Consider the following 15,130-nt stretch of genomic DNA (forward strand, 5'->3'; position numbering starts at 1 on the left):
GGCACCCTGACTCCTTTAAACCTAGCTGACGAATCGCGACTTGCAGGCAGGCGACATCCAGTCACGACTGCCGATGACCACCGGGCGAGCAGGCCAATGGATGAGTTGCGGATTGCCCGTCACGTCGCGTGAGGACAAGCCACGCAAGGCAGAGCACGACAGCCTCGGCGCAGCAGTTGCTGGCGGGGCCTGTTCCCGGACGGGCAGTTGCCAAACCCGATGGGCCGCCGGGCAGCCCATCGAGCCTGAGGCAGGTCAGAGTACTGCCAGTGCCGCGGCGTAGTTCGGCTCGTCGGCGATCTCGGCAACCAGCTCGCTGTGCAGCACCTTGTCGTGCTCGTCCAGCACCACCACGGCGCGGGCGGCCAGGCCGACCAGCGGGCCTTCGGCGATGGCCACGCCATAGTCCTGGAGGAACTCGCGACCACGCATGGTGGACAGGTTGATCACGTTGTCCAGGCCTTCGGAGGCGCAGAAGCGCTTCTGGGCGAACGGCAGGTCGGCGGAAATGCACAGCACCACGGTGTTATCCAGGTTGCCCGCCTCGACGTTGAATGTGCGCACCGAGGTGGCGCAGGTCGGGGTGTCGATGCTGGGGAAGATGTTCAGCACCTTGCGGCGACCGGTGAAGTCGGCCAGGGTGTGCTCGGCCAGGTCAGTGCCCACTAGGTGGAAGGCCGGGGCCTGGCTGCCGACCTGCGGCAGGTTGCCGTCGACACGCACCGGGTTGCCTTTCAGGGTTACTTGACTCATTACCTATCTCCTTTTTTATCAATTAGTTACACGCAAAACATGATGTATTGAGCAAGGATCATCATCCGACGCCTGCTGCTGGATAGCTCCGCCAGAAGCCTAGCATGGGCCAGAAGCGGCAAACCCATGCAGTTTGCACTGTTACTCCCAACCACGTGATCGGCTAGCATCGCGGCTTACCGTTCAAGTCACGGAACCATCGCAACATGAAACTTGTTTCCTTCAATATCAATGGATTGCGCGCAAGACCTCATCAACTTGCCGAGCTGATCGAGCGGCACCAGCCGGATGTCATCGGCCTGCAGGAAACCAAGGTGGCTGACGAGCAGTTTCCCCAGGCCGACATCGAGGCGCTTGGCTACCACGTCGAGTACCACGGCCAGAAGGGTCACTACGGCGTCGCCCTGCTATCGCGCCAGGCACCGCAGAATCTGCTCAAGGGCTTCCCGTGGGACGGCGAGGACTCGCAGCGCCGCTTCATCGGCGCCACCTTCACCGACGAGCGCGGCCAGCCGCTGCACGTATTCAACGGCTACTTCCCGCAGGGGGAGAGCCGCAACCATGCGACCAAGTTCCCCGCCAAGACGCAGTTCTACGCCGACCTGCAGCGTCTGCTCGAGGAGCAGTTCAGCCCCGAACAGGCCGTTGTGGTGATGGGTGACTTCAACATCTCTCCGCAAGACATTGATATTGGTATAGGTGCGGAGAACGCCAAGCGCTGGCTGCGCAGCGGCAAGTGCAGCTTCCTCCCCGAAGAGCGCGAGTGGATGGCCCGCCTGCACGCCTGGGGCCTGGTCGACAGCTTCCGCCAGTTGCACCCCGAGGTTTGCGACCGCTTCAGCTGGTTCGACTACCGCAGTCGCGGTTTCGAGGACCAGCCCAAGCGCGGCCTGCGCATCGACCTGATCATGACCTCCAGCGGCCTCACCCCCCGTCTGCAGGCGGCGGGCATCGACTACGAGCTGCGCGGCATGGACAAGCCTTCCGACCACGCACCGATATGGCTTGAGCTAGCGTGAACCAGCTCACGCTTTTACGGCGGATCTGTAACAGAACGGTCATCGCACTGACTTAATCTGCGCGGCAACTTCAAACCTGACCAACAAGGTTGCCTGCCGCCATGCTGCGCCCCCTCCGCCGTGTTCCCTTCACTGCCCGCCTGCTGTTCGGCGGGCTGCTGGCCATTGCCACGCCGCTCGGCAGCTTTGCTGCCCTGCCCCTGCCCGCCGACGGCAAGCCGGCCCTGCGCCTGCAGGGCTCCAACACCATCGGTGCCAAGCTGGGGCCGGCGCTGGTCGGCGGCATGCTGGAGAAGGAAGGCTTTGCCAATGTGCGTATCGAGGACAGCGGCGAGAACGAGCAGCGCATCACCGCGCGTGATGACCAGGGGCGCCTGGTCAACATCGCCGTCGCCGCCCACGGCTCGGGCACCGGCTTCGTCGCCCTCGGCGACAACAGCGCCGAGCTGGCCGCCTCCTCGCGCCCGATCAAGGATAGCGAAGCCGCCAGCCTGGCTCGCCTCGGTGACCTGAGGAGCCCCGAAGGCGAACAGGTGATCGCCATCGACGGTCTGGCGGTGATCCTGCACCCCAGCAACCCGCTGACGGCGCTGTCGGTCGCACAGCTGGCCCAGGTATTCGCCGGCGAGGTAAAGACCTGGGAGGAGCTGGGCGGTCGCGGTGGCGCGATCAACCTGTATGCCCGCGACGACAACTCCGGCACCTGGGATACCTTCAAGGAGCTGGTGCTGAGCAGCCAGGGCAAGAGCCTGGCCGCGACGGCCAAGCGCTTCGAATCGAGCACCCTGCTGTCCGACTCGGTCAGCAAGGACCCGCAGGGCATCGGCTTCATCGGCCTGCCCTACATCCGCCAGGCCAAGGCGCTGGCGGTCAGCACCGGCGACTCGCAACCGATGCTGCCGACTACCGAGCTGGTGGCCACCGAGGACTACCCGCTGTCGCGCCGCCTGTTCCTGTACATGAAGCCGGGCGAAGGCAATCCCTGGGCCCAGCAGCTGGTGCGCTTCGCCCACAGCCCGCGTGGCCAGGAAATCGTCGCGCAGACCGGCTTCATCGCCCAAACCGTGAAGGCCATGAAGGTCGACGCCCATGGCGAGATGCCGGACAGCTACAGCGCACTGGTGAACAACGCCCAGCGCCTGGCGGTCAACTTCCGCTTCGCCGAAGGCAGCTCCGAACTCGACAACAAGGCCCTGCGCGACGTGCGGCGGGTCCTGGGCTACCTGCGCGCGAACAACAAGATGATGAGCCAGGTCGTGCTGGTCGGCTTCGGCGATCCCAAGCACGACGACCGCGACCGCGCCCTGCTGCTGTCCAAGCTGCGCGCCATGGCGGTACAGCGCGAGCTGGTCAAGGGTGGCGTGCTGGTCCGTGAAATCAGCGGCCTGGGCGATGCCCTGCCGGTAGCCTCCAACGACAGCGAGGACGGCCGGCGCAAGAACCGTCGCGTGGAAGTCTGGGTCTACTGATCCGCCTTCCTGAAATGACAAAGGCCGCTGCCGCCCACGGACGCAGCGGCCTTTTAGTTAGTCGCCGAGCGGACATGACCGGCCGTGGCTCGCGCGCTAAACTGCGCGCCCTTCGCCATCCACTCGAGGAGTCCGCCGATGCCCATCGCCATGGCCCGCCACATCCTGGTCAAGACCGCCGCCGAAGCCGAGCAGCTCAAGGCGCGCCTGGCCAAGGGTGAGGATTTCGCCACCCTGGCACGGCGGCACTCGTTCTGCCCCTCGCGCAAGCGCGGCGGCGATCTCGGCGAGATCCGCCCGGGGCAGATGGTCAAGCCGTTCGAGAACGTGGTGTTCCGCAAGCCGCTGCACCAGGTGCAGGGCCCGCTGAAGACCCAGTTCGGCTGGCATCTGGTGCTGGTCTACCTGCGCAGCTGAAACAGCAATGCCGGCGTCGACTCGCGTCCATGCCGGCATTGCTGGTGGTGCGGGTGCCGTCATCGGGACGGCGCTGGGAGGGGTCAGACGAAGGGCTGTTCCTCTTCCTCGTCCATGGTCGGCTCCAGGCTCCAGGTCGAGGTATCGTCGGGCTTGGCCTGACCGCCCTCGCCCTCGCGGTGCAGCTTGAGCTTGAGACGCACGTTGTTCGCCGAGTCGGCGTTTTTCACCGCTTCCTCTTCGCTGATCGCGCCCTCGTTGACCAGATCGATCAGCGCCTGATCGAAGGTCTGCATGCCCAGCGGCCGCGACTTCTCCATGACCTCCTTGATCAGGTTGAAATCGCCGCGCTTGATCAGGTCGCGGATGGTCGCGGTGCCCATGAGGATCTCCACCGCGGCGCGGCGCTTGCCGTCGACGGTCTTCACCAGACGCTGGGAGACGAACGCCTTGAGGTTGTTGCCGAGGTCGTTGAGCAGCTGCGGGCGACGTTCCTCGGGGAAGAAGTTGATGATCCGGTCCAGCGCCTGGTTGGCGTTGTTGGCGTGCAGGGTGGAGATCGCCAGGTGGCCGGTTTCCGAGAACGCCAGGGCGTGCTCCATGGTCTCGCGGTCGCGGATCTCGCCGATCAGGATGACATCCGGCGCCTGGCGCAGGGTGTTCTTCAGCGCCGCCTGGAAGCTGCGGGTGTCCACGCCAACCTCGCGCTGGTTGATGATCGACTTCTTGTGCTTGTGCACGTACTCCACCGGGTCCTCGATGGTGATGATGTGACCACTGTGGTTGCGGTTGCGGTGGTCGATCAGTGCCGCCAGCGAGGTCGACTTGCCCGAACCGGTACCGCCGACGAACAGCACCAGGCCGCGTTTCTCGAGGATCACGTCGAGCAGCACCGGCGGCAGCTTGAGGTCCTCGAAGCGCGGGATGTCCAGCTTGATGTTGCGCGCGACGATGGACACCTCGTTGCGCTGCTTGAAGATGTTGATCCGGAAACGGCCGATGTTGGGCAGCGAGATCGCCAGGTTCATCTCCAGCTCGCGCTCGAAGTCGACCTTCTGTTCGGCATCCATCACCTCGGCGGCGATCTTCGCCACGTCGCCCGGCGCCAGCGGCTCCTTGCTCAGCGCACGCAGCACACCGTTGAACTTGGCGCAGGGCGGCGCACCGGTCGAAAGATAAAGGTCGGATCCATCCTGGCTGGCCAGGATGCGCAGCATTTCCGTGATGTTCATCGAGATAAACGCCGTAACAGGTTGATCTGAAAGACCATCATTCTGCATCAAGCACGGCGTGACGCCCATCACGGTTATCAGGATTGAGAAACCGTCGATCCTTTGGGCTGCCGCCGCTGCCGCAAAGCGCTACAATTGCGCCTTTTTTGCGCATCAGCGCGCTCCTTCCGGGACAGATTTGTGATTTCCACCGCCAATATCACCATGCAGTTCGGGGCCAAGCCCCTGTTTGAAAACGTCTCCGTCAAGTTCAACAACGGCAACCGCTACGGCCTGATCGGCGCCAATGGCTGCGGCAAGTCGACCTTCATGAAGATCCTCGGCGGCGACCTCGAGCCGTCTGGCGGCCAGGTGATGCTCGACGCCAACACCCGCCTGGGCAAGCTGCGCCAGGACCAGTTCGCCTACGAAGACTTCAACGTGATCGACACCGTGATCATGGGTCACGAAGAACTGTGGAAGGTGAAGGCCGAGCGCGACCGCATCTACTCGCTGCCGGAAATGAGTGAGGAAGACGGCATGGCCGTGGCCGAGCTGGAGACCGAGTTCGCCGAGATGGACGGCTACACCGCCGAATCGCGCGCCGGCGAGCTGCTGCTCGGCCTGGGCATCCCGCTGGCCCAGCACTTCGGCCCGATGAGCGAAGTCGCCCCCGGCTGGAAGCTGCGCGTGCTGCTGGCCCAGGCGCTGTTCTCCAACCCGGACGTGCTGCTGCTGGACGAGCCGACCAACCACCTGGACATCAACACCATCCGCTGGCTGGAAAACATCCTCACGGCGCGTAACAGCACCATGATCATCATTTCCCACGACCGCCACTTCCTCAACAGCGTGTGCACCCACATGGCGGACCTGGACTACGGCGAGCTGCGCCTGTTCCCGGGCAACTACGACGAGTACATGACCGCCGCGACCCAGTCGCGCGAGCAGCTGCTGGCCGACAACGCCAAGAAGAAGGCGCAGATCGCCGAGCTGCAGACCTTCGTCAGCCGCTTCTCGGCCAACGCCTCCAAGGCCAAGCAGGCCACCTCGCGCGCCAAGCAGATCGACAAGATCCAGCTGGCCGAGGTCAAGCCGTCCAGCCGGGTCAGCCCGTTCATCCGCTTCGAGCAGACCAAGAAGCTGCACCGCAATGCGGTGACCGTCGAGAACATGTCCAAGGGCTTCGATGGCAAGACGCTGTTCAAGAACTTCGGCTTCACCGTGGAAGCCGGCGAGCGCCTGGCCATCATCGGCCCCAACGGCATCGGCAAGACCACCCTGCTGCGCACCCTGGTCGGCGAACTGTTCCCGGACAACGGCTCGGTGAAATGGACCGAGAGCGCCGAGCTGGGCTACTACGCCCAGGATCACGCTTCCGACTTCGAAAACGACATGACCCTGTTCGACTGGATGGGTCAGTGGACCCAGGGTGGCGAGCAGCTGGTACGCGGCACCCTCGGCCGCATGCTGTTCAGCAACGACGAGATCCTCAAGTCGGTCAAGGTCATCTCCGGTGGCGAGCAGGGGCGCATGCTGTTCGGCAAGCTGATCCTGCAGAAGCCCAACGTACTGGTGATGGACGAACCGACCAACCACCTGGACATGGAGTCGATCGAGGCGCTCAACCTGGCGCTGGAGAACTACCCGGGCACGCTGATCTTCGTCAGCCACGACCGCGAGTTCGTCAGCTCCCTGGCCACCCGCATCATCGAGCTGTCGGAAAATGGTGTGATCGACTTCAGCGGCACCTACGACGACTACCTGCGCAGCCAGGGCGTGCTGGTCTGACGTGCTGACCTGAAGTGCCCAGCCGGCCGCAAGGGCCGGCTGATTGGCTGAGGAGCGGGCCCCACCCGCTCCTACAGCAATCCTGCCAACGGCGCCAGCATCTGGCGAACGAACCTCCCGCCCAGCAGCAGCCAGTCAACCCAGAACGCCTGGTGCAGCGCGACAATCCCCCAGAACACCAGCTGATACGAGACCTTGCGGGTCTTGTGCCGCAACACCTGCTGCGCCAGCAGCGCGCCCGGCCAGCCGCCGAGCAGCTCGACGGCGTGCAGGGTGTTTTCCGGCGTGCGCCATTGCCCCTGGCGGGCACTGCGCTTGTCGTGCCAGTACAGCGCCAGGATCAGCAGACTGGCCCCGCCATAGGCCAGCAAGGCCCACGGCTGCGCCAGATCCAGCAGCAGCCGCAACGCCCCACCCAGCGGCAGCACGCACAAGGCCAGGAAGGTCGCCACCTTGAGCGGCCACTCCCCGCGTCTGTCCTGCTCCCGCTTGCGCCCTGCGGGCGTGGCTCTGGCCTTCATCAGCCCTGCGCCGTGCTCCAGTCGATCATGCCCAGCTGCCAGGTGGCGAGGATCAGCAGGCCGAAACCGATGCGATACCAGGCGAACACCGCGTAGCTGTGGTTGGCGATGAACTTGAGCAGCGCGCGCACGGCGAGCATGGCGAAGACGAACGAGGTGACGAAGCCCACGGCGAACACCGGCAGATCGCCGCCGCCCTCGAACAGCGCACGGTGCTTGTAGCCGGAGTACACGGCGGCACCGACCATGGTCGGCATGGCCAGGAAGAACGAGAACTCGGTGGCCGCCTTGCGCGACAGGCCGAACAGCAGGCCGCCGATGATGGTCGAGGCCGAGCGCGAGGTGCCGGGGATCATCGCCAGACACTGCGCAAAACCGATCTTCAGCGCGTGCTTCCAGCTCATGTCGTCCACCGCCTCCACCTCGATGGTGTGCTGGCGCTTCTCGGCCCAGAGCATGACCACACCACCGATCACCAGCGCACTGGCCACGGTGATCGGGTTGAACAGCCAGTGCTCGATCAGGTCGGCGAAGGCCACGCCAAGAATCACCGCCGGGAAGAAGGCCACCAGCAGGTTGATGGTGAAACGCTGCGCCTGACGCTCGCGCGGCAGCCCCAGCACCACGTCGATGATGCGCTGGCGGAACTCCCACATCACCGCCATGATCGCCGCCAGCTGGATGATGATGTTGAACGCCTTGGCGCGGTCGCCACCGAAGCCGATCAGGTCGGCGACGATGATCTGGTGACCGGTGCTGGAGATCGGCAGGAACTCGGTCAGCCCCTCGACGATACCCAGGATCAGCGCCTGAATGGCGGTCCAGAACTCCATGCAAAAACTCCCCGTCACGCGCCTGTCGCGCGCTGTTCCATGAATTGATGAATGCCGAGCGGAGCAGTTCCAGCGGAGTACTGCGCGGCGGCCGGGCGGCATCCTACCAGAGCCGGCCACCTGGCTGCAGGTCCTGCGCCAAAGCGTGTTGACCGGGATCAGGGCGATCCGTCAATCTGCCCGCGCGCGCGCAGATGACCGACTTTGCTCGCAAATTTGTGCGACACGACTGGTGAGTTGTCATGTTCTTTACGCATACTGCGGCAATTGTCCGTTGTCGCCTGCCCATGGAAGGGTCGAGAGCCCGCAGCCAACTCGCCTGCGGCCGACAACCACCCCCACCCTGTACGGCGCCGTCGCAATGAGCACATCCATCAGCTTCCAGGAAGTCGACCTCAGCAAGAAATCCAACCCAGACCTGATCTGGGATCTGGACCGCGTGGAAAAACGCGACCTGGCCGAGCGCTTCATCCGCCTGTTCGAGAACCGGTTGTGCGTCTATTCCGAATCGGTGAGCCAGCTGTACACCAACTACGGCCTGCACTTCCCGAGCGAAATCGGCCGCAAGATGGTCGTGCTGCCCAACCCCTACGCGTTTCACGACACCCTGCACCACATCTCGCCTTCATCGGTCCGCAAGACCGGCCTGTGCGTGCTGCCAGGCCAGTTCCAGGACCACAAGGGGCTGTTGCTGGCGCGACTGGGGAGCAATGGCGAGATGCTGCAGGCGCGCCCGTTCAAGAGCGCCCTGGCACAGATCATCAGCAAGTTGAAGCAGAGCGGTGATGTGTTCCTGCCGGTACTGGTCAAGGGCGACCTGCGCGAGTTCGACCAGCGCATGCCCTATCTGCACCTGCACCGCCTGCAGCTGGTCAACCTGCCGCACCTGTCCGCCTTCGAGCGCAACGACCTGCAGCAGACCGTCACCCGCAAGCTGCTGATGCTGTACCGCCAGGCCGACCAGCTGACCTGCTGATCGGTCCGCCGGCAGGCCTCAGGCGGTCAGCACGCCGCCCCAGGCCGCCAGCAGGCTGAGGACCACCACGACCGTCAACACCCTGCGCAGCGGCTTGTACCAGATCGGCGCCAGCCCCAGGCGCACCGCACGCAGGTCGGCCAGATAGAGGCCGATGAACGCCACGACGAACAGCGGAATGGCCAGCACCACCGGCAGACCGAAGGACACGGTTGCCCAGCCAACCAGTGGCGGAATCACCGACAAGCCCAGCTGCATCTGCGCGCGCAGATCGTCCTGCTCGGCACGCATCGCCAAGCCCCAGTGAATCGCCCCCATGAAGGCGAGAATCACCGCCGCATAGTCGAGCAGCGCGGCCAGGACCAGCGGGCGCCAGCCCACCGGCGTGAGCCAGATACCCAGCGCACCACTGATGAACGGGATCAGACCGGCAAGTCCGAGTAGCCAGGCCAGGTGTGGCGGTCGGGTAGCGGTGAATGGATGCATGTTCTCTCCTTGCGTTATGCCAGTGGCAGCCTTGCAGTGACCCAGCAACGGGTGGGTGTCACACGATTGATACAGATCGGCGCCCGCCGATACCGCGAGCACGGGCCTGCCGGCCCTTTGCGGTCGAAGTGTATCAAGCCTGCAACAGCCCCGATCCCCCTGCAGGCAGCGCACTCAGCGGTCCAGGCCCTGAAACCCGCCACCGACTGTCTCAACGAATTGACACCGCGCCTTGCCAGCTGTGCAGGGAGAATGCCAACCCACTGATTCAATTGAAGATCGAGCGACTGGCACGGGGCATGCCTCAGATCTTGCACGCAAAAGGGTCTGAATCGCGCAGGAACCGCTGCCATGGATCGAAACGCTTCAAGGATTTCTCGCTCGGCACTGCTGGCCACGCTGGTGCTCTCAAGCCTAGGGGCGGCCATCCCCGCCTACGCTGCCGACGGAATCATCGTCATCACCCGCGACGTACAGCCGCGGATTGCCACCCGCCCCGCCCTGGTCCCCGATCCCGACCCACGCACCGTCAATGCCAACCCCTCCAGCACCGTCATCCGGGCGACCAGCTCGTACGAACTGACTGATGCCGACTTTGCCGGGGTTACCAGCGGCTCCAGCCTGCAACGCCAGATGCTCCCCGGCGGACAGCTGCCGGGCTTGGGCAACTCATCGCAAGCTTCTGCACACGGGCTGCCCGGCATGCGCGCCGGCCAGGGCGGCGGAGCCGGCAGCAGCGTCTCCAACCAGATCAATCGGAGCCTGCAGCAGGGGCTGGCTCCGCTGAAAATCCTCACCGGAGATCGCTGACATGCGGCGTCTCGCTCTGCTTATCGCCATGGCCATACCTGTCGTCAGCCTCGCCGAACAGGTGCCAGTGCAGGTCAGCAACCTCTCGACAATCGACAACAGCGGCAGAACCTACCAGGGCGTGCTGTCGGTCAACCAGGCCGCCGGCAGCCAGCAGCAACAGATCAACGGCCGGGCACTGGCGTTTGGCGCCAATGCCAACGCCACCAGCGACTTTCGCCAGTACCAGGAGCTGGACGGAATCGATACCGCCATGGATGCCCAGGCCAACATCACCGGCAGCGCCTTCAGCAATGGCTCCGGGGTATTGGGCGTCAATCAGTCGGCTGGCGCCGGCACGCAACAGATCAACTCTTTTCGCGTGAGCGTCGGCTCTGCTGCACAAAGCGTGGATGACAGCATCCTCGCGCAGCAGAACGTGATGCCTGCGCAGAACTCAGGTGCGGCTGAGACAAGTTCGGGAGAGCGTGCCGTCGCTATCGACAGGCAGGCCTTCGCCGGGAGCAGTGGTGTAGTTCAGCTGAACCAGAGCGCTGGGGTGGGAAACCGGATGGCCAACACCGTCAGCATCAGGGTCATGGATTGACTCGTTATCCAACGCAAGACCAACACGTGTTGCATAAAAAACCGCAAGGAGAACTACCATGAAAGTGTCAATGGCTCTGAAACCGCTGGTATTCGCCATGGCTGCAGCAATGGCGATCGCGGCCCAGGCAAACCAATCGGGTGGTCGCCACCATGATCGCGACCCTCTGCTGGACCGCAACGCTGGCGACGCCACTGCCTACGCAGGCCGCGACCAGTACATCGGCGAGGCCCAGGTCACCAATGAGGGGACCGAAAACTCCGTCAACATCGAGAACTCGCTGAGCAGCAGCGGCAACATCGGCGCCAACGTGGCCGCCGGCGACATGAACCAGCAGGCCAACAACGTTGCGATTGCCACCGCCGACGAGCAGTTCGTCTTTGGCAGCGCCGAAGCCACCTCCACCATCGACCAGGATAATGACGGCTGGACCTACAACCTGGGCGGCGGCAACACAGCGACCATGGATGGCTCCGGCAACGGCGCCTCCGGCAACATCGGCGTCAACGCCGCCAGCGGCAACCTCAACCAGCAGCAGAACGCCCTGGCGATTGCCACGGCCAGGGGCTGGGATGCGACAGCCACTGCGACCGGCAATCAGGACCTGCGTGGCGGTGTCCAGAACAAGGCCGCCAGCTACACCGTCGTGAAAAGCCTCGATGTCACCAAGGACTGGAGCAACAACTACTCGAGAGATGAATCCAGTGAATCGAGCCACTCCTGGGATGCTTCGTTCCAGAAGTCGAGCTCCGAGTCGGCGACCGCTTCGGCTTCGCTCTCGGCCAGCCATGACTCGTCCGCGAGTTCCGACCGTACCTACAGCTCCACCCTGGATGTCGTGGTCGACGCGAGCCAGTCGAGCAGCTCCTCTGCCGAGTCGAACAAGAGCCTGGTGGTCGACGCCAGTGCCGACATCGACCTGGAAATCGAAGTTGAGCGCTCGCGCGGCGAGTTCGAGCTTGAGGTCGAGGGCACCGCGGATATCGATGTCAACGTCGACAAGTCCTGGAGCAGCAGCCAGGAGTCCGCAGCAGAGTTGGTCGTCACCAAGAGCGTGGACAAGACCTCTTCCTCCACGGCCGATGACTCCCTCTCCGTCGACAAGTCCTTCGAGGCCGAGTTTGAGAGGACCCACCAGTCCAGCAGCCAGGCCAGTGCGGAGAAGAACGAAAGCCATTCGGCCAGCAGCTCCATCGAGGAGGCCGGCGACCGCACTTTGGCATCCACCGTCACCTTCACCAAGAGCGTGACCTTCGCCAATCCGGTCATCAACAGCGCCACCCTCAGCGACTCGCTCAACGACGCCAGCGGCAACATCGGTGTCAACATCGCCTCCGGCAGCAGCAACCAGCAGTTGAACACCTTGGCTGTCGCCGTCGGCTGCAATGCCTGCAGCAACAACGGCAACTAAGTAACCACGCGCGAAGGGAGCCCTGCACCCGCAGGGCTGCCCTTATAGCCATAGGGAGTGTGTCCCATGCGTCTGGTCATCCTGCCCGTCCTGTGTTGCCTGAGCGTTGCGCTGCAAGCCGGACAAGTCCCTTTCGCCGTACTCCCCGGCGGCGCCATCGCGTTCAAGCAGGTCGAAAGCATCCGCGAGCGGCGCTTCAGCAATCTGGTGGAACAGAAAACCGACTTCAGCTGTGGTGCCGCCGCCCTGGCCACCATCCTGCGCGAAGCCTATCGCTTCGATGTGGACGAGACGTTCGTGATCAACGGCATGCTGGCCGGTGCCGACCATGAACTGGTCCGCACCCAAGGCTTTTCCATGCTCGACATGAAGCGCTATGTCGAAAACCTCGGCATGCGCGCCCGCGGCTATCGCGTCCCCGCTGCCGGACTCGAGCAACTCAAGGTGCCGGCCATCGTGCTGCAGGAAGTCCGCGGCTACAAACACTTCGTGGTCCTGCAACGCACCCAAAATGGCTGGGTTTATATCGGAGATCCGGTTTTCGGACACAAGCGCTACGCAGTCGAAGACTTTCTCAAAGGCTGGAATGGCATCGTCTTCGCCGTGATTGGCCGGGAGTACGACAAGACCAACGCCCTGTTGAATCCGCCCAGGCCGCTGTCAGCCAAAGATCGCCTGAATGCATTCCAACCCGTCAAGGATGCCGAGCTGATGGAGCATGGATTCATCCAGAGCGATTTCTTTTGATAACAGACGAATCATTCTGACATCACGGACAGGAAGTCTCCGGAGGTCGACATGAAGATTCATGCATTACTGGCTGCCAGCTGCATTGCCGCCAGCATTTGCGCCCAGGCCAGCAACCCGTTGCAGCCGGTCGAGCTGAGCGACCAGGAACTGTCCCAACTGCGCGGCCGTTTCGTCATGCCGGGGCACATCGTCCACTTTGGCGTGACCATGAGCAGCGTGTGGGAGAACGCCAGCGGCCAGGTGCTTGCAGGCGCGGTCCACATGCAGGCGAGCGAAGGGATGTTCCAGCCGCAGTTCAACGTTTCGACCATCACCCGAAACGGCGACCACAGCGCCCCGCCTGCAGGCAGCGGACAAATCCAGGGCGGCGAGGGGCTGAGCAGCATCAACGGCGTGGCGCAAAGCGTCCGCGCGGCCGGCGACTTCAATAGCGCATCCAACAATTTCGTCATCAACGTGAAACGCGGCGGCTCAGCCCCGAATACGGCTAATACCGGCCAGCAATTCGCCAACCAGATCGAGGCCACCCAGGCCGGCAATGTGCAGATCAGCGCGAGCGACGGCGGCTTCAGGATCGCCATCAACGCACTTGGCCAGGGCAGCAGCCTGCAGCAACTAGGGGGCGGCGGGTTGCAACAGCACGCCAATATCGGCGGCGCGGGCAATATGGTCAGGAACCTGACCGCGCTGGATGTGCTACTGCGCGACACGCCGGTGCCGGCAAGCTCGATCGGCGCCAACCTGGATCACCTGCGCGCCCTGCGCCCTGCGGGTTACTGATCTACGCTGGATACTTGTTAAATAATCGCGACAGGGACTTCCCATGGCTCCGTCATATTCGCTTCGCGTGGCAGTAGGCATTGCCGCGCTACTGCCTTCGACACTCCTGTATGCCGCCTCGGATGCCGAGGTAAGAGAACTGCAGCAGGCCCTGATCGAATTGCGTCAGCGTTACGACGCCCAGCAGAGAGCGCTGATGGTGCTGGAGCAGCGGGTACGCGAGGTCGAGGCACAGCCTGCCGTGCCCCAGCCACAGCGCCTGGCGCGCTCGCCCTCCTCCACCAGCCAAGCCGCGGCCGGCTACGGCGAAAGCCTGCGCGAAGACAGCAGCCCGGCGCGCAGTGTCGAGAACATCTACGACGAAGCCAGTGGCTTCTTCGGCGAAGGGAGGTTCAGCCTGGAAACCGGCCTGACCTACAGCCACTACGACACCCGCCAGCTGGGCCTCAACGGCCTGCTGTTGCTGGATGCCATCTTTCTCGGCAACATCAACGTCGACCAGATCAATTCCGACAACTTCACCCTGGACGTGACCGGGCGCTACAACCTGGGCAATCGCTGGCAATTCGATCTCAACGTGCCGCTGGTCTATCGGGAATCCACCTACGAGTCGGCTGGCGCGGGCGGTTCAACCACCCAGGTTTCCTCGGAAACCGTCACCGGCGACCCCCGACTCGGCGACGTCAGCATCGGGGTGGCCTACAAGTTCCTCGACGAAAGCGCAGGCGTGCCGGATGCGGTGTTCAGCCTGCGGGTGAAGGCGCCGACCGGCGAAGACCCCTACGGCATCAAGCTGGTGCAGTCGCCGGACAACGACAACCTGTCGGTTCCCGAAGACCTGCCCACCGGCAACGGCGTGTGGTCGGTCACTCCGGGCGTCTCGGTGGTCAAGACCGTGGACCCGGCCGTGCTGTTCGGCAACCTGTCCTACACCTACAACCTCGAGGAGTCCTTCGACGACATCAGCCCGGCCCAGAACCAGAAGGTCGCTGGCAAGGTCAAGATGGGCAACTGGTTCCAGTATGGCCTGGGCATGGCCTTTGCCCTCAACGAGCGCATGAGCCTCTCGATGTCCTACTCGCAACTGATCAGCCAGAAGAGCAAGATCCGGCCGGATGGCGGCAGCTGGCAGACGGTTTCCAGCAGCAACGCCAATGCCGCCTACTTCAATATCGGCATGACCTATGCGCTCAGCGACCAGTTGACCATGGTGCCCAACCTGTCGATCGGCCTGACCCCGGACGCGCCGGACTTCAGTTTCAGCCTGAAATTCCCCTACTACTTCTGAAGCCACCGCGGCGGTCTCACCACGGCAAA

General features: G+C 63.7%; 15 protein-coding genes and 1 pseudogene. 11 read left to right on the forward strand and 5 right to left on the reverse strand.

The genetic code is table 11. The annotated features are described in order from the left end of the window. Positions 1-255 precede the first annotated feature (255 nt). Positions 256-753, reverse strand: coding sequence for a thiol peroxidase (tpx, locus tag BM297_RS09870; RefSeq protein WP_092430729.1), 498 nt, complete (start codon positions 751-753; stop codon positions 256-258). A gap of 206 nt (positions 754-959) precedes the next feature. Here tpx and xthA point away from each other — a divergent pair, with 206 nt between their 5' ends. The 3 genes from xthA (at position 960) to BM297_RS09885 (ending at position 3,658) form a co-directional block, all read left to right on the forward strand. After that, the gene (gene xthA / locus BM297_RS09875) at positions 960-1,772 is read left to right on the forward strand and encodes an exodeoxyribonuclease III (protein ID WP_092430731.1); all 813 of its coding nucleotides are present in this window, start codon (positions 960-962) and stop codon (positions 1,770-1,772) included. A gap of 101 nt (positions 1,773-1,873) precedes the next feature. Continuing rightward, positions 1,874-3,241: a substrate-binding domain-containing protein gene (locus tag BM297_RS09880; RefSeq protein WP_092430733.1), complete on the forward strand. Its 1,368-nt coding sequence runs from the start codon at positions 1,874-1,876 to the stop codon at positions 3,239-3,241. A gap of 138 nt (positions 3,242-3,379) precedes the next feature. After that, positions 3,380-3,658, forward strand: a complete 279-nt coding sequence (locus BM297_RS09885; protein ID WP_090311409.1) for a peptidylprolyl isomerase — start codon at positions 3,380-3,382, stop codon at positions 3,656-3,658. 83 nt (positions 3,659-3,741) lie between these two features. On the opposite strand, the gene BM297_RS09890 is transcribed toward BM297_RS09885, so the two are convergent. Then, positions 3,742-4,890, reverse strand: a complete 1,149-nt coding sequence (locus tag BM297_RS09890) for a PilT/PilU family type 4a pilus ATPase (RefSeq protein WP_092430735.1) — start codon at positions 4,888-4,890, stop codon at positions 3,742-3,744. A 180-nt stretch (positions 4,891-5,070) separates the two neighbouring features. Between BM297_RS09890 and BM297_RS09895 the strand changes: the two genes are divergently transcribed. Then, positions 5,071-6,660, forward strand: a complete 1,590-nt coding sequence (locus tag BM297_RS09895) for an ABC-F family ATPase (RefSeq protein WP_092430737.1) — start codon at positions 5,071-5,073, stop codon at positions 6,658-6,660. 71 nt (positions 6,661-6,731) lie between these two features. Here the strand turns inward: BM297_RS09895 and BM297_RS09900 are convergent. Both BM297_RS09900 and BM297_RS09905 read right to left on the reverse strand, forming a co-directional pair. Then, positions 6,732-7,190: pseudogene (locus BM297_RS09900) on the reverse strand (DUF1294 domain-containing protein); the annotation flags it as partial. Beyond that, the gene (locus tag BM297_RS09905; protein ID WP_092430741.1) at positions 7,181-8,014 is read right to left on the reverse strand and encodes an undecaprenyl-diphosphate phosphatase; all 834 of its coding nucleotides are present in this window, start codon (positions 8,012-8,014) and stop codon (positions 7,181-7,183) included. The gene BM297_RS09905 and the pseudogene BM297_RS09900, both read right to left, overlap by 10 nt. A 361-nt stretch (positions 8,015-8,375) precedes the next feature. Here BM297_RS09905 and BM297_RS09910 point away from each other — a divergent pair, with 361 nt between their 5' ends. After that, on the forward strand, positions 8,376-8,990 hold the full coding sequence (locus BM297_RS09910) for a hypothetical protein (protein ID WP_092430743.1): 615 nt from the start codon (positions 8,376-8,378) through the stop codon (positions 8,988-8,990). An 18-nt stretch (positions 8,991-9,008) separates the two neighbouring features. Here the strand turns inward: BM297_RS09910 and BM297_RS09915 are convergent, their stop codons facing one another. Further along, a complete protein-coding gene (locus BM297_RS09915; protein ID WP_092430745.1) occupies positions 9,009-9,476 on the reverse strand; it encodes a DUF3429 domain-containing protein in 468 nt (155 codons plus the stop codon). Between the two features lie 351 nt (positions 9,477-9,827). Here BM297_RS09915 and BM297_RS09920 point away from each other — a divergent pair, with 351 nt between their 5' ends. The 6 genes from BM297_RS09920 (at position 9,828) to BM297_RS09945 (ending at position 15,101) form a co-directional block, all read left to right on the forward strand. After that, positions 9,828-10,286, forward strand: coding sequence for a hypothetical protein (locus tag BM297_RS09920; RefSeq protein WP_092430747.1), 459 nt, complete (start codon positions 9,828-9,830; stop codon positions 10,284-10,286). 1 nt (position 10,287) lies between these two features. Beyond that, positions 10,288-10,872 carry an adhesin gene (locus tag BM297_RS09925; protein ID WP_092430749.1) on the forward strand — a complete coding sequence of 195 codons (585 nt, stop codon included), beginning with the start codon at positions 10,288-10,290 and terminating at the stop codon, positions 10,870-10,872. Positions 10,873-10,930: 58 nt separating this feature from the next. Continuing rightward, entirely contained in the window at positions 10,931-12,283 is a 1,353-nt protein-coding gene (locus tag BM297_RS09930; RefSeq protein ID WP_139231046.1) for a heme utilization protein, read from the forward strand. Between the two features lie 66 nt (positions 12,284-12,349). Beyond that, entirely contained in the window at positions 12,350-13,030 is a 681-nt protein-coding gene (locus BM297_RS09935) for a C39 family peptidase (RefSeq protein WP_092430753.1), read from the forward strand. Between the two features lie 51 nt (positions 13,031-13,081). After that, the gene (locus tag BM297_RS09940) at positions 13,082-13,813 is read left to right on the forward strand and encodes a hypothetical protein (protein ID WP_092430755.1); all 732 of its coding nucleotides are present in this window, start codon (positions 13,082-13,084) and stop codon (positions 13,811-13,813) included. Between the two features lie 43 nt (positions 13,814-13,856). After that, complete coding sequence (locus tag BM297_RS09945; protein WP_092430757.1) at positions 13,857-15,101, forward strand: transporter; 1,245 nt, start codon at positions 13,857-13,859, stop codon at positions 15,099-15,101. Positions 15,102-15,130 lie beyond the last annotated feature (29 nt).

This window comes from Geopseudomonas sagittaria, assembly GCF_900115715.1.
In the GTDB taxonomy this organism is placed as follows: domain Bacteria; phylum Pseudomonadota; class Gammaproteobacteria; order Pseudomonadales; family Pseudomonadaceae; genus Geopseudomonas; species Geopseudomonas sagittaria.